The following is a 13203-nucleotide window of genomic DNA, read 5'->3' as shown; positions in this document are numbered from 1 at the left end:
GATGACAACGACCCTCCAAGACACCTTGCTGCTGGCCTTTGACGACGAGCAGGCCCTGGCCGCCGAGCTGGCAGCGACTCTGGGTATTCCGATGGCCCTGGTGCGCCGCCACCGTTTCCCCGACGGCGAACTGCGGCTGGTCCTGCCCAAGCCGCTGCCGTCGCGCGTCATCCTGTTGCGCGGCCTGCAGCAGCCCAACGACAAGCTGGTCGAGCTGATGATCGCGGCGCCCACGGCGCGCGAACTGGGCGCTCAAAGCCTGGAGCTGGTGGCACCGTACCTGGCCTACATGCGACAGGACATGGAGTTCACGCCGGGCGAGGCGGTCAGTCAGCGCCACATGGGTCGCTGGCTCGGCCAGCAGTTCGACCGCGTGGTCACCATCGACCCGCACCTGCACCGCATCGCCAGCCTGGACGAAGTGATGCCGGCCGGCCGGGGCATCGCGCTGTCGGCCGCCCCGCTGCTGGGTCGCTGGATCGCCGAGCGGGTCCCTGGTGCATTGCTGATCGGGCCCGACGAGGAGTCCGGTCAATGGGTGCGCGATGCCGCGCAGGCCGGAGGCCTGGAGCAGGCCGTCGGGCACAAGGTCCGCGAGGGCGATCACCAGGTCCGACTCGCCTTGCCGGAGGTCGACGTGAAGGGCAGGGCGGTGGTGCTGCTCGACGACATGGCCTCGACCGGCCGCACCCTGATCGGCTCGGCCGAGCAGTTGCTGGCCCGTGGCGCCGTCTCGGTGGACGTGGCCGTGACCCATGCGCTCTTCAACGGCGATGCCCTGCCGGCGCTCATGGCGGCCGGCGTACGCCATGTCTGGAGCAGCAACGCCGTGCCGCATGAGAGCAACAGCGTGTCCGTCGTGCCCCTGCTGGCCGGTGCGCTGACTTAGACTGGGCCACCTCAGCTGTGGCCTGCCGCCGCGCTTGCTGCTCGTTCTGCAAGCCTTGACGGCCTGAATCATGCAGTTGCTCAAGCTGGTTGCCAGCCAGGTCAAGGTCGGCGAGACCCTGCCCTTCAATGTTCGGGACGAACAGGGCAGCCTGTTGCTGGCCTGCGGCCAGCTGATCTTCAGCCAGGGCCAGCTGGAAGCGCTGTTTGCCCGCGGCATCTTTGCCGACGTCGAGGAGATCAAGGCCCTGGCCGCCGGCCGCAAGGTCGAGGCCAAGCCGCCGGGCCTGTTCGTGCGCTGGAACCAGATCTACTGGAGCCTGGACAGCCTGGCCCGGCCCGACCTTGACCCGGCGGCGCTGCGCGAAGGCTGCGAGCGCCTGGGTGACGAGCTGGAGGCCATGCTCAAGCTGGATGCCGACGTGGCGATCTACCAGATGATGCGGCAGGAGCAGCACCAGCTGCGCATGTACGGCCTGACGCATGCGGTGTTCTCGGGCGCTCTTTGCCAGTTGGTCGCGGCGCGCATGGGCTGGGACGAGTCCCGGCAGCGCAGCGCCATGATGGCGGCGCTGACCATGAACCTCACGGCCTTCGATCTGCAGGCGCGCTTCGCCGTTCACGGCCGGCTGACTCAGGAGCAGCGCGACGAGCTGCGCCAGCATCCGATCAGTGCCGTCACCCGGCTGCAGGCGGCCGGCATCAGCGACGCCGAATGGCTGCAGGCCGTGCTGGAGCATCACGAGCATGCGGACGGCGCCGGCTATCCACGCGGCATCACCGTGGTCTCGGAGCTTGCCCAGCTGCTGCGGCTGGTCGATGTGTTCCTGGCCAAGATCAGCCGGCGCGAGTCACGCCCGCCCATGGACTGCAAGGAGGCGGCCCGCCAGGCCTATGCTCAATGGCCGGGCCATCCCATGGTGGCCACGCTGATCAAGGAATTCGGCCTCTATCCGCCGGGAGAGCTGGTGGACCTGGCCAGCGGCGAGAAGGCCGTCGTCATCCGCCGCGGCAGCACGCTGCAGACTCCGCTGGCCGCCACGCTGACCGACAAGCACGGCCTGCCCAGCACCCAGACCTTCAAGCGCGACACCGGCCAGGCCGGCTTTGCGATCAAGGCGGTCGAGACCGACAAGGGCCTGGCCGCGCGGGTGCCGCTGGAACGGCTCTACGGCCTGATCGGCTGAATCGCCGGCATCCAGCGCCTGATCCATCCCAGCCCCGCCGAGGTGCCGGCCCGCGGCCGGTATTCGCAGCCGACCCAGCCCTGGTAGCCGAGCTCGTCCAGCTGCTCGAGCAGGTACTCGGTCCTCAGCTCGCCCTGGTCGGGCTCCTGGCGCAGCGGCACGCCGGCCAGCTGCACATGGCCCAGCAGGCCCAGTTCCATCGTGCGGCGAAGCTTGGTGGCCACGTCGCCTTCGACGACCTGGCAGTGGTACCAGTCCATCTGCAGTTTGAGATTGGGCCGGGCCACGGCGGCTATCAGCTCCAGCGCATGGTCCTGCCGGTTCAGGAAATAGCCCGGCATGTCGCGGCCGTTGATCGGTTCGAGCAGCAGGGTGATGCCGGCCGCGGCGGCTTGGTCACAGGCCCAGAGCAGACGCTCCACCACCAGGGGTTTGAGCTGCTCACGGCTGTGGCCTTCGGGCAGCAGGCCGGACATCAGGTGGATGCGGGGGCAATCCAGCGCCCGGGCATAGCTCAGGGCCTGCTCGACGCTGGCTTCGAAATCCCGTTCGCGGCTCGGCAGGCAAGTCAGGCCGCGCTCGCCGGCCGCCCAGTCGCCGGGTGGTGCGTTGAAGAGCACCTGCTGCAGGCCATGCTGGCGCAGCTGGCCGGCAAGCACTTCGGGTGCATGCTCGTAGGGGAAGAGGTACTCGACGGCGCGGAAGCCGTCGGCAGCCGCGGCGGCAAAGCGGTCGAGGAACTGCGGCTGTTCGCCGTACTGCAGGCTGAGGTTGGCGGCGAAGCGCGGCATGACTAGCAGGCCTCGCCGCCCCCGGGGTCAGGCCTTGCCCTGGTTGGCCACGGCGGCTGCGGCCTTGGCGGCGGCTTCGGCGTCGCCCAGGTAGTAGCTCTTGATCGGCTTCAGGTTCTCGTCCAGCTCGTAGACCAGCGGAATGCCGTTGGGGATGTTGACCCCGACGATGGCGTCGTCGGCAATGCCGTCCAGGTACTTGACCAGGGCACGGATGCTGTTGCCATGGGCGGCGATCAGCACGCGCTTGCCGCTCTTGATGGCCGGGGCGAAGACTTCGTTCCAGGCCGGCAGCACGCGGGCCACGGTGTCCTTCAGGCATTCGGTCAGCGGGATCTGCTCGGGCTTGAGGCCGGCGTAGCGGATGTCGCCGCGCTCGCTGCGCGGGTCGCTGGCCTCCAGGGCCGGCGGCGGCGTGTCGTAGCTGCGGCGCCAGATCAGCACCTGCTCGTCGCCGTACTGCTTGGCCATGTCGGCCTTGTTCAGGCCCTGCAGTCCGCCGTAGTGGCGCTCGTTGAGCCGCCATTCATGGATCACCGGCAACCAGGTGCGGTCCATCTGGTCCAGGCAGTGCCACAGCGTCCAGACGGCGCGCTTGAGCACCGAGGTGTAGGTGAGGTCGAAGTCCAGGCCGGCTTCCTTGAGCAGGCGACCAGCCTGCTGGGCCTGGGCCACGCCGGTGGGGGTCAGGTCGACATCGGTCCAGCCGGTGAAGCGGTTTTCGAGGTTCCAGGTCGATTCGCCGTGGCGAATGAGCACGAGCTTGTACATGGTCTGTGGCAAGGGGGAAGGCCGCCCGATTCGGGCTGGCGGGATTCTATCGAGGGCCCCACTGTGGACTATTTCCTTGGCACGTTGCCCTGAGTCCACAAACCACGAAGGAAATGACGAATCACAAGCCCGGCCCAGTCGTTCGTCCTAGTATCGATTCGGGCGACTTTCGCGCACGGTGCGCGTTCCTCGCCTCATTTGTTCTGGTTTTTTGAGCAGGAGACAGAGCATGCAGAAGAACAGCAAGTGGCGCCTGGCGCCTCTGGTCCTGGCCGGACTGGCCTGCGCGGGAGCGCAGGCTCAGAGCGGCGACAGCGCCTTCTCGGTGTCGGGCTTCGCCACGCTGGGCATGGCGGGTACCAACAGCGACACCGGACAGTACGCGATCTTTGGCCAGAACCGCGGGGCCAGCAAGACCTGGAGCGGCGAGGTCGACAGCAAGCTCGGCGTGCAACTGACGGCCAAGGCCAACGCCATGTTCTCGGGCACGGTGCAATTGCTGTCCAAGCAGAACGGCGACGGCAACTTCAATCCCGAGGTCGAATGGGCCTACGTCAAGATGCAGGCCATGCCCTCGCTGTCGTTCCGGGTGGGACGCATGGGCGGCCCGTTCTTCGCGGTCTCCGACTTCCGCGACGTGGGCTATGCCAACACCTGGCTGCGCCCGCCGCACGACGTCTATGGTCAGGTGCCCATCAGCAATTTCGAAGGCGCCGACGTGATCTACCAGACCAACACCGGCCTGGGTTCGCTGTCGGCCCAGGTGTTCGGTGGCAAGGCCAAGTCCATGGTGCAGCGCACCAAGGTCGAGATGAAGAGCCTGGTCGGCTTCAACGCCACGCTGGAGATGGACAACGGCGTCAGCCTGCGCATCGGCCGGCTGCAGGGCAAGCTGACGGTGCATGCGGCTACCCTGAATTCGCTGGTGGCCGGCCTGCGCTCGGTGCCCATCCCCTCGGTGGTGTCGGTCGGCAACCAGCTGGACCCGAACGGCAAGGATGCCAGCTTCACCGGCCTGGGCCTGACCTGGGACCAGGGCGAATGGCTGGTGAGCAGCGAGTACACCCAGCGCCGCACCGACACCTATGCCTCCGATACCAATGGCTGGTACCTGACCGTCGGCCATCGCTTCGGCAAGTTCACGCCCTACGGCACGGTGTCGCAGCTGAAGCAGATCAGCAGCAACGTGGACAACACCATCCCCAAGAGCGGCTATCCGGCAGCCACCCAGGCGCAGCTGAATTTCCTCAGCGCCAATGTGGAAGGCGTGGTGGCCGGCCAACGCCGCGACGAGAAGACGCTGGCGGCCGGTGTGCGCTGGGACGCGATGCGCAACGTGGCAGTGAAGGCCCAGCTCGACCGCATCACGCCCAAGGGTCCGGGCCTGTTGCTGGGCGTGCCCTCCAACTTCGCCAACCGAGTCTCCGTCTACAGCCTGTCTGTGGACATGGTGTTCTGACGCAGGGAGGTACAGCATGATGAAGTTCAAGCATCTGACCGTCCTGGCGCTGCTGTCACTGGCCGGCGCCGCCGCCCAGGCCCAGGTGGCCGTGATCGTCAACAGCAAGAATGCGACCGCCAGCATGACGGCCGACCAGGTGGCCGGCATCTTCCTGGGCAAGAGCAGCACCCTGCCGGGCGGCGCTACGGCGGCCGCCGTCGACCAGGCCGAAAGCGCGGCCATCCGCGAGCTGTTCTATTCCAAGGTCACCGGCAAGCAGGCGGCCCAGGTCAAGGCGGCCTGGTCTCGCATCGTGTTCAGCGGCAAGGGCACGCCGCCCAAGGAACTGGCCAGCTCGGCCGACGTGAAAAAATTTGTCGCCTCCAACCCCGACGCGATAGGCTATATCGAGAAATCCGCGGTGGACGGCAGCGTCAAGGTGGTGCTGAGCGTCGACTGAGGGACGATCCCTGAGTCGCTGGGAATACAGGGCGCGGAGAGGGCTCCGCGCCCTGCTGTTGGATGGAGACTAGAAGATGAATGTGAAGACACGGATCTGGTTGCTGCCGGCCCTGGCGGCCGTCATCTTTGCCATCGGCATTGCGATCGTGTTCCTGTTCTCGTCGCGCACTTCCGATGCGATCCGCTCGGTCGGCGACGTCGACTATCCCTACCTGGATGCCAGCACCCAGTTCGCCTCGCAGCTGGAGGCCCTGGGCGGCACCATCCAGAGCGCCGTGGCCGAGGGCGAGAAGAAACGCCTGGACGAAGCCAACGAGCGTGCCACCGCGCTGCGCAAGGTGCTGGCCACGCTGGAGAAGATCGAAGGCAAGAAGGAAATGGCCGGCCTGCTGCGCAAGGACTTCGAGGCGTATTTCAGCGCCGCCGTCGACACGGCCCAGATGTTCATGGGCATGAAGCAGGGCGACCAGGGCGGCGCGATCTCCAAGATGCAGAGCTCGCTCAAGCAGCTCGAAGGCACGGTCGCCAAGGTTCGCAAGGACGCCGGCGAAGGCTTCGACCAGGGCCTGAACAAGGCCCAGCAGGGCGTGTCGTCCAGCCTCTGGGCCATCGTCCTCAGTGGCGCCGTGGTGGTGCTGTGCCTGGGGGCGGGCTCCTTCCTGGTGATTGGCGGCGTCTGGCGCCAGCTGGGCGGCGAACCCGAATATGCGCGCGACGTGATGCGCCACATGGCCGACGGCGACCTTTCGCAGGACATCCATGTGGCGCCCGGCGCCGACCAGAGCCTGCTGGCGGCGGTGCGCGACATGTCGCGTGGCCTGTCGGCCATCGTCTCCAACGTCCGGACCGGCACCGACTCGATGACGGTGGCTTCTCGTGAAATAGCGGTGGGCAACCAGGACCTGTCGGTGCGTACCGAAAAGCAGGCCAGTTCGCTGGAGCAGACCTCGAGCAACATGCAGACCCTGACCGACACGGTGCGCCAGAGCGCCGATGCAGCGGCCCAGGCCAACCAGCTGGCCGGCAGTGCAGCGGCGGTGGCCCAGAAGGGTGGCGAGGTGGTTTCGCAGGTGGTCTCGACGATGGACGAGATCAACACCAGCTCCAAGAAGATCAACGACATCATCGGCGTGATCGACGGCATCGCTTTCCAGACCAACATCCTGGCGCTCAATGCAGCGGTAGAGGCGGCCCGGGCCGGTGAGCAGGGCCGCGGCTTTGCGGTGGTGGCCGGCGAAGTGCGCAGTCTGGCCCAGCGCAGCGCCGAAGCGGCCAAGGAGATCAAGGGCTTGATCGGCGCCAGCGTCGAGAAGGTCGAGTCCGGCAGCCGCCTGGTCCAGGACGCCGGCACGACCATGACCGAGATCGTGGCCAGCGTGCAGCGGGTCTCGGACATCATCAGCGAGATCACCGCGGCGTCCTCCGAGCAGAGCCAGGGCATAGGCCAGGTCAACCAGTCCATCACCCAGCTGGACCAGATGACCCAGCAGAACGCTGCCCTGGTCGAGCAGGCGGCGGCAGCAGCCAGCAGCCTCGAGCAACAGGCGCGCAGCCTGCAGACCGCGGTCTCGACCTTCAAGCTGGCCTGAATACAAACCCCCGCGTCGGCGGGCCAGGGAGCGGGATTCCTATAATCCCGCTCCTTTTCTATTCGGGACGCGCTCTTGAACTTCCTGCTCGAAAACTGGTACCTGGTCCTGACTGCTGTGCTGTCCGGCGGTCTGCTGCTGTGGCCCGCGCTGGCCAAAGGTGGCGCGGCCGGTGCGGTCGAACCGGCCGAAGCCGTGCGACTGATCAACCGCGAGAAGGCGGTGCTGATCGACGTCTGCGAAGCCGAGGAATACGCCGCCGGCCATGCCCAGGGCGCGCGCAGCATCCCGCTGAACACACTCGAAGGCCACAAGCAACTGCCCTCGAACAAGGCCTTGCCCATCGTGGTGATGTGCCAGAGCGGCGCACGCGCCGCACGCGCAGCTGGCATGCTGCGCAAGCTGGGCTATGAAAAGGCCCGCCCGCTGGCCGGTGGCCTCAAGGCTTGGCGCGAAGCCAACCTGCCCACCGAGCGCAGCGCCGGCTGAGCCTGCTTTCCCTGTTGTTGTCGTTCGAGGATTGAGTCGCGATGAGTCGCGTGAAGATGTACACCACCCTGGTCTGCCCGTTCTGCGTGCGGGCCAAGAACTTGCTGAAGCAGCGCGGCGTCGTGCAGATCGACGAGGTCCGCGTCGACCTGGACCCCGGCCAGCGCGAGGCCATGGTGGCCCTGACCGGGCGCCGCACCGTGCCGCAGATTTTCATCGGCGACACCCATGTGGGGGGCTGCGACGAGCTGGTCGCCCTGGACCACCGTGGCGAGCTCCAGGCCCTGCTTGCGGCCTGATTCCCGGATTGCAAGAGCGGGCATGCCCGCTGAAAGCCTGTCAGGCGGCTAGGCCATAATTGCCGCCGTTGCCCGTCGATCGTCGACGGGCTTTACTTTTCCTCGAGACACATCATGGCCGACGAGAACAACAACCCCGTGTTCCAGATCCAGCGCATCTACCTGAAGGACCTGTCGCTGGAGCAGCCGAATTCGCCGGCAATCCTGCTGGAGCAGTCGCAGCCCCAGGTCGACATCAGCATCACGCTGTCGGCTGAAGCCGCCATGGAAGGCTTCTTCGAAGTCTGCGTGACCGCCACGGTCACCACCAAGGTCGGCGAGCGCACCCTGTTCCTGGTCGAAGCCAAGCAGGCCGGCATCTTCGAGATCCGCAACATCCCGGACGAGCAGCTGGACGGCATCATCGGCGTCGTCTGCCCGCAGATCCTGTACCCCTATCTGCGCGCCATCGTGTCGGACATCTGCACCCGCGCCGGCTTCCCGCCCGTGATGCTGACCGAGATGAACTTCCAGGCCATGTTCGAAGCCCAGCAGCAGGCTCGCCTGCAGCAGCTGCAGGCCGAGGCCGCCGCCGGTGCCCCGGCCGACGCCACGCTGAACTGAAGCCACCAGCTCAGATCCTGCGCATCAAGCGCGCCGACGCAGACGCGCGGCGCGCTTTGTTCATTTCTGGAGATTGCTAGCGATGAGGATCACGGTTTTCGGCGCCGGTGCCTGGGGCACGGCCCTGGCGATCCAGGCCGCGGCCCGGCACGAGGTGATGCTGTGGGCGCGCGAGGAATCCTCCGTGGCGGCCATGCGGGCCAGCCGCTGCAATACCCGTTATCTGCCCGAAGCCCAGCTGCCGCCCGGTCTGCAGTTGAGCAGCGATTTCGAGGCGGCGCTGCGCTTTGGCGAGCTTCTGATCGTGGCCACGCCGATGGCGGCGCTGCGCGAGATGCTGGTCCGCCTGCCCGATGGCGCGCAGGTGATGTGGCTGTGCAAGGGCTTCGAGGCCGGCACCGGCCTGCTGGGCCATGAAATCGCCCGCGCGGTCCAGCCGCGGCTCAAGGTCGGCATCCTGTCCGGGCCCAGCTTTGCTCAGGAAGTCGCCGCCGGCCAGCCCACGGCGCTGGTCTCGGCCAGCGAGGACCCTGCCCTGGCCCAGCTGGGCATCGAGGCCTTTCACGGCGAACGCATGCGTGTCTACAGCTCGAACGACCCGGTGGGCGTCGAGGTGGGTGGTGCGGTCAAGAACGTGATGGCTATCGCCGTCGGCATCGCCGACGGCCTGCGGCTGCGGGCCGAGCGCCTGGGCAATGCCTCGCAGGCACCGGGCCTGAATGCGCGCGCCGCCCTGATCACCCGCGGCCTGGCCGAGATGCTGCGCCTGGGCCAAAGCCTGGGAGCGCGGACCGAGACCTTCATGGGCCTGTCCGGCATGGGCGACCTGGTGCTGACGGCTACCGGCGACCTTTCTCGCAATCGCCGGGTCGGCCTGATGCTGGCCGAGGGCCTGGCCTTGCCGGAGATCCTGCAGCGCCTGGGCCATGTGGCCGAAGGCGTCTACAGCGCGCCGACGGTGCTGGCGCGGGCTCAAGCCAATGGCGTGGAAATGCCGATCACGGCCGCCGTCGTCGAAGTGCTCGAAGGTCGGCTCAGCGTGCTGGATGCCATCGACCTGTTGATGGGGCGGCAGGCACGGTCAGAACATTGACTAGGCTGCGCCTTCGTAGCCGTTCTGCCGCCAGCCCTCGAACACCGCCACCGCCACGCTGTTGCTCAAGTTGAGGCTGCGCTGGCCCGGCAGCATGGGCAGGCGCACGCGCTGCCCGGTCGGGAAGCTGTCGCGCAGCTCGGCCGGCAGGCCCGAGGTCTCGCAGCCGAACACCAGGTAGTCGCCCGGCTGCCAGCGCTGCTCGGCGAACGGATGGCTGCCCTTGGTCGTGAACGCAAACATGCGTTCGCGCGACGGCTGCACCTGGTCCAGGAAGGCCTGCCAGCAGGCGTGGCGCAGCACGGCCGTGTACTCGTGATAGTCGAGGCCGGCGCGCTGCAGGAGCTTGTCCTCCATCGAGAAGCCCAGGGGCTCGATCAAGTGGAGGCTGCAACCGGTGTTGGCGGCCAGCCGGATCACGTTGCCAGTGTTGGGCGGGATCTCGGGATGGACCAGGACGATATGGAACATGGCCTCATTGTGCCGCCGGCGTACGCGCCAGCACCCAGGCCTGGACCCCGGCCACGCCGGCCTGGCGCAAGCTGCGGGCCAGCTCGAAGAGCGTGGCGCCGGTGGTCATCACGTCGTCCAGCAGGGCGACCTGTGTGCCGCGCAGCTCAGCCAGGCGACTCGGCTCGACAGCAAAGCTCTGCTTGACGTTGTCCTTGCGTTCGGCAAGCGGCAGGCTGCTCTGGGACGGGCCCTGGCGCAGACGCTGCAGCAAGTCGGCGTCGCAGCGCAGACCGCGCCGCTGGGCCAGGGCCTTGGCCAGTTCATGGGCCTGGTTGTAGCCCCGTTCACGCAGGCGTTGCTCGCTCAGCGGCACGGCCAGCAGCCAGTCGGGCATCGCGACCTCGGCAGCGTCCAGCGATTGGTCCAGCAAGTCGAGCAACGGGCGTCTCAACTCAATCCCCTGATGGAACTTGTAGCGCTGCAGCAGCCGGTCCCACGGAAAGGCGTAGTCCAGCGCGGCAACGCAGCGGTCCAGCGGTGGCTGTTCGCGCAGGCAGGCAAGGCAGGGCGAATCGACCGTAGCCAGGCGCAAGGCGCAGCGGGGGCAGCGTGCCGCGGGGCGCAGATGCAGGGTCTGGCAGGCACGGCAGATGCGCTCATCCGACCAGGCTCTGCAGATCGCACATTGACTGGAGCAGGTCGCCAACAGCCGCTCGAAGCGTGCGGGCTTGGACGGGGGCAGAGGCCGCGCTGGCATCGGCTCAATATACTGCCGGCCCATGTCGCAGCCGCCGGTCGCTCCTTCTCCCGAATCACTGCCGGCGCAGGCGGTTGCCGTCGACCCGGTCGCCGTGCAAAGGCAGCGCAGGCGCCTGCTGGCGGCCGACGAGGCGCCCTGGTTGCACCGCGAGGTTTCGCGCCGCATGGCCGAGCGACTTCCGATGATCAAGCTGCAGCCCAAGACCGTGCTGCAGTGGTCGGCCTGGTTGGGGGGCAGTCAGGCGGATCTGGTCCAGGCCTATCCGCAGGCCCGGCAGGTCTGGGTCGACCGGGACCCGAGTCGCGCGCCCCAGCCCGGCTGGCTGGACAGGCTGCTGCGGCGCGCCCATCCTGAGCATTGCCTGCCCGACCAGCTGAGCCCGGGGGCTGCCGAACTGCTCTGGGCCAATATGTGCCTGCATGCCAGCGAGCAGCTGGCGCCGCTGCTGCGCAGCTGGCAGCAGGCACTGGCCGTGGACGGCTTCCTGATGTTCTCCTGCCTGGGGCCGGACAGCTTCGTCGAGCTGCGGCCGCTCTATGCCCGCGAAGGCTGGGGCGAGCCTGCGCCGCCCTGGATTGACATGCATGACATTGGCGACGAGCTGGTCCAGGCCGGCTTTGCCGACCCCGTCATGGACCAGGAACTGCTGACCCTGACCTGGACCAGCCCCGAGCGCCTGCTGGAGGACCTGCGGGCGCTGGGCGGCAATGTCTCGCCGCGCCGCTTTGCCGGTTTGCGCGGACGCGGCTGGCGGGCCAAGCTGCTGGATGCGCTGGAGACGTTGCGCGGCGCCGACGGTCTGCTGCGCGCCCGGGTCGAGCTGATCTATGGCCATGCGTTCAAGCCGCTGTCCAAGGCTCGCATGGCGGCCGAGACCACGGTCTCGCTGGAGCAGATGCGGGCCATGGTGCGTGGCGGCGGACCGCGCTGAGCCAAGTCAAGCCTTTCTTGGCGGCTTTGTGCTGCTGGGCCTGGGCTAAAATGCGCGGCTGACCATTTTTGCGCCCGGCCGACCGGTCAAGACCTGGCACGTCCGTCCGGGGCGCAACTCTAGAAAAGTGCAGCCCCGCGGGGCAAAAAAGCGATGGATGTGGAGGCGGCCTTGGCGGGCCGCGTCGGCATTCCTGGGTTGAAATTGAAACTGAAGTGACGACCATGAAAATGATGAACGAGCGAGTGCATCAAGTTGGGCGCCGGATCGGTCAGCTGGCGCTGGCCCTGGGCAGCACGCTTGCCGTCCAGGCGGCCCTGGCGGGCCCTGCGGTGAAGGACCTGCCGGGCGGCCCGGCCGTCAATCAGCTCAACCTGCACCCGCCGGTCACCAAGATCGCGACCGAGCAGATGTGGCTGCACAACTTCATGCTGGTCATCTGCCTGGTGATCTTCATCGCCGTTTTCGGCGTGATGTTCTATTCCATCTGGAAGCACCGCAAGAGCAAGGGCGCGGTCTCCGCCAACTTCCACGAGAGCGTGGCGGTCGAGGTGGCCTGGACCGTGGTGCCCTTCGTGATCGTGATTCTGATGGCCCTGCCGGCCACCAAGGTCGTGGTCGCGATGAAGGACACGACCAATGCCGACATCACCATCAAGGCCACCGGCTACCAGTGGAAGTGGGGCTACGACTACCTGAAGGGCGAGGGCGAGGGCATTGGCTTCCTGGCCACGCTGGATGTGGCTCAGCGCATCGCCTCCGACTCGGGCAAGCCCGAGGCGGTCGACAACTACCTGCTGAAGGTGGACAACCCCCTGGTCGTACCGGTCGGCAAGAAGGTGCGCATCATCACCACCGCCCAGGACGTGATCCACGCCTGGATGGTGCCGGCTTTCGGCGTCAAGCAGGATGCGATCCCCGGCTTCGTGCGCGACACCTGGTTCAAGGCCGAGCAGACCGGCGACTTCTACGGCCAGTGCGCCGAGCTGTGCGGCAAGGAACACGCCTACATGCCCATCCACGTGAAGGTTGTCTCCGCCGAGGAGTACAGCCAGTGGGTCGATGGCAAGAAGAAGGAAATGGCCGCCAAGGCCGACGACCCCAGCAAGGTCTGGGAACTGGCCGCCCTGGTCGCCCGCGGCGAGAAGGTCTACACGTCCAACTGCGCCGTCTGCCACAAGCCTGACGGCAAGGGCGCCGGCACGGCCAAGCCGCTGGACGGCTCGCCGGTGGTGCTGAACGACGACAAGCTCAAGCAGGTCGCGGTCGTTCTGAACGGCCAGGCCAACGGCGCCATGCCCTCGTGGAAGCAGCTGAGCGACACCGAGATCGCCGCCGTGATCACCTACACCAAGAACAGCTGGTCGAACAAGACCGGCCAGGTCGTGCAGCCCGCCGAAGTCGTGGCCGCCCGCAAGTAAGAACACCGGACGTCTTTCAAGGAAT

Annotated in this window: 15 protein-coding genes; 11 read left to right on the top strand and 4 right to left on the bottom strand. The window is 67.2% G+C overall.

All coding sequences use genetic code 11. The features are described from left to right. Position 1 precedes the first annotated feature (1 nt). Together QT382_RS16140 and QT382_RS16135 are read left to right on the top strand one after the other, a co-directional pair. The gene (locus QT382_RS16140; protein ID WP_289255114.1) at positions 2 to 889 is read left to right on the top strand and encodes a ribose-phosphate diphosphokinase; all 888 of its coding nucleotides are present in this window, start codon (positions 2 to 4) and stop codon (positions 887 to 889) included. A gap of 70 nt (positions 890 to 959) precedes the next feature. Next, positions 960 to 2075, top strand: a complete 1116-nt coding sequence (locus tag QT382_RS16135) for an HD-GYP domain-containing protein (RefSeq protein ID WP_289255113.1) — start codon at positions 960 to 962, stop codon at positions 2073 to 2075. Here the strand turns inward: QT382_RS16135 and otnI are convergent. Both otnI and gpmA read right to left on the bottom strand, forming a co-directional pair. Continuing rightward, a complete protein-coding gene (gene otnI / locus QT382_RS16130) occupies positions 2057 to 2866 on the bottom strand; it encodes a 2-oxo-tetronate isomerase (RefSeq protein ID WP_289255112.1) in 810 nt (269 codons plus the stop codon). The two genes, QT382_RS16135 and otnI, sit on opposite strands and share 19 nt — an antisense overlap. Before the next feature lie 27 nt (positions 2867 to 2893). Continuing rightward, positions 2894 to 3637, bottom strand: coding sequence for a 2,3-diphosphoglycerate-dependent phosphoglycerate mutase (gene gpmA, locus QT382_RS16125; protein WP_289255111.1), 744 nt, complete (start codon positions 3635 to 3637; stop codon positions 2894 to 2896). 229 nt (positions 3638 to 3866) lie between these two features. Here gpmA and QT382_RS16120 point away from each other — a divergent pair, with 229 nt between their 5' ends. From QT382_RS16120 to QT382_RS16090, 7 genes are all read left to right on the top strand, one after another. Then, positions 3867 to 5096 (top strand): porin, encoded by a 1230-nt coding sequence (locus tag QT382_RS16120; RefSeq protein ID WP_289255110.1) that lies wholly within the window; start codon positions 3867 to 3869, stop codon positions 5094 to 5096. Positions 5097 to 5112: 16 nt separating this feature from the next. After that, positions 5113 to 5538 (top strand): type 2 periplasmic-binding domain-containing protein, encoded by a 426-nt coding sequence (locus QT382_RS16115; RefSeq protein WP_353957279.1) that lies wholly within the window; start codon positions 5113 to 5115, stop codon positions 5536 to 5538. A gap of 76 nt (positions 5539 to 5614) precedes the next feature. Beyond that, on the top strand, positions 5615 to 7129 hold the full coding sequence (locus QT382_RS16110) for a methyl-accepting chemotaxis protein (RefSeq protein WP_289255109.1): 1515 nt from the start codon (positions 5615 to 5617) through the stop codon (positions 7127 to 7129). Between the two features lie 75 nt (positions 7130 to 7204). Beyond that, positions 7205 to 7618, top strand: coding sequence for a rhodanese-like domain-containing protein (locus QT382_RS16105; protein ID WP_289255108.1), 414 nt, complete (start codon positions 7205 to 7207; stop codon positions 7616 to 7618). A gap of 41 nt (positions 7619 to 7659) precedes the next feature. Then, complete coding sequence (gene grxC / locus QT382_RS16100) at positions 7660 to 7917, top strand: glutaredoxin 3 (RefSeq protein ID WP_289255107.1); 258 nt, start codon at positions 7660 to 7662, stop codon at positions 7915 to 7917. A 114-nt stretch (positions 7918 to 8031) separates the two neighbouring features. Further along, positions 8032 to 8520, top strand: coding sequence for a protein-export chaperone SecB (gene secB, locus QT382_RS16095; protein WP_289255106.1), 489 nt, complete (start codon positions 8032 to 8034; stop codon positions 8518 to 8520). 82 nt (positions 8521 to 8602) lie between these two features. Then, positions 8603 to 9613 (top strand): NAD(P)H-dependent glycerol-3-phosphate dehydrogenase, encoded by a 1011-nt coding sequence (locus tag QT382_RS16090; protein ID WP_289255105.1) that lies wholly within the window; start codon positions 8603 to 8605, stop codon positions 9611 to 9613. Here QT382_RS16090 and trmL read toward each other — a convergent pair whose 3' ends face one another. Together trmL and QT382_RS16080 are read right to left on the bottom strand one after the other, a co-directional pair. After that, a complete protein-coding gene (trmL, locus tag QT382_RS16085; protein ID WP_289255104.1) occupies positions 9614 to 10084 on the bottom strand; it encodes a tRNA (uridine(34)/cytosine(34)/5-carboxymethylaminomethyluridine(34)-2'-O)-methyltransferase TrmL in 471 nt (156 codons plus the stop codon). It lies immediately after the preceding gene. A 4-nt stretch (positions 10085 to 10088) separates the two neighbouring features. Then, on the bottom strand, positions 10089 to 10658 hold the full coding sequence (locus tag QT382_RS16080; protein WP_289255103.1) for a ComF family protein: 570 nt from the start codon (positions 10656 to 10658) through the stop codon (positions 10089 to 10091). Between the two features lie 187 nt (positions 10659 to 10845). Here QT382_RS16080 and QT382_RS16075 point away from each other — a divergent pair, with 187 nt between their 5' ends. After that, entirely contained in the window at positions 10846 to 11757 is a 912-nt protein-coding gene (locus QT382_RS16075) for a biotin synthase (RefSeq protein WP_289255102.1), read from the top strand. A gap of 224 nt (positions 11758 to 11981) precedes the next feature. Next, positions 11982 to 13178: a cytochrome c oxidase subunit II gene (gene coxB / locus QT382_RS16070; RefSeq protein WP_289255101.1), complete on the top strand. Its 1197-nt coding sequence runs from the start codon at positions 11982 to 11984 to the stop codon at positions 13176 to 13178. The last annotated feature ends 25 nt before the right edge of the window (positions 13179 to 13203 follow it).

The sequence above is a fragment of the Pelomonas sp. SE-A7 genome (assembly GCF_030345705.1).
GTDB lineage: Bacteria > Pseudomonadota > Gammaproteobacteria > Burkholderiales > Burkholderiaceae_C > JAUASW01.
The sequence above is the reverse complement of the archived record's forward strand: the minus strand, read 5'-3'. Positions and strand labels throughout refer to the sequence as shown.

Excerpts from the sequence above, each read along its gene's own strand:
- QT382_RS16140 (WP_289255114.1), top strand. The coding sequence starts at position 2 with ATGACAACGACCCTCCAAGACACCTTGCTGCTGGCCTTTGACGACGAG.
- QT382_RS16135 (WP_289255113.1), top strand. The coding sequence starts at position 960 with ATGCAGTTGCTCAAGCTGGTTGCCAGCCAGGTCAAGGTCGGCGAGACC.
- otnI (WP_289255112.1), bottom strand. The coding sequence starts at position 2,866 with ATGCCGCGCTTCGCCGCCAACCTCAGCCTGCAGTACGGCGAACAGCCG.
- gpmA (WP_289255111.1), bottom strand. The coding sequence starts at position 3,637 with ATGTACAAGCTCGTGCTCATTCGCCACGGCGAATCGACCTGGAACCTC.
- QT382_RS16120 (WP_289255110.1), top strand. The coding sequence starts at position 3,867 with ATGCAGAAGAACAGCAAGTGGCGCCTGGCGCCTCTGGTCCTGGCCGGA.
- QT382_RS16115 (WP_353957279.1), top strand. The coding sequence starts at position 5,113 with ATGATGAAGTTCAAGCATCTGACCGTCCTGGCGCTGCTGTCACTGGCC.
- QT382_RS16110 (WP_289255109.1), top strand. The coding sequence starts at position 5,615 with ATGAATGTGAAGACACGGATCTGGTTGCTGCCGGCCCTGGCGGCCGTC.
- grxC (WP_289255107.1), top strand. The coding sequence starts at position 7,660 with ATGAGTCGCGTGAAGATGTACACCACCCTGGTCTGCCCGTTCTGCGTG.
- secB (WP_289255106.1), top strand. The coding sequence starts at position 8,032 with ATGGCCGACGAGAACAACAACCCCGTGTTCCAGATCCAGCGCATCTAC.
- QT382_RS16090 (WP_289255105.1), top strand. The coding sequence starts at position 8,603 with ATGAGGATCACGGTTTTCGGCGCCGGTGCCTGGGGCACGGCCCTGGCG.
- trmL (WP_289255104.1), bottom strand. The coding sequence starts at position 10,084 with ATGTTCCATATCGTCCTGGTCCATCCCGAGATCCCGCCCAACACTGGC.
- QT382_RS16075 (WP_289255102.1), top strand. The coding sequence starts at position 10,846 with ATGTCGCAGCCGCCGGTCGCTCCTTCTCCCGAATCACTGCCGGCGCAG.
- coxB (WP_289255101.1), top strand. The coding sequence starts at position 11,982 with ATGAAAATGATGAACGAGCGAGTGCATCAAGTTGGGCGCCGGATCGGT.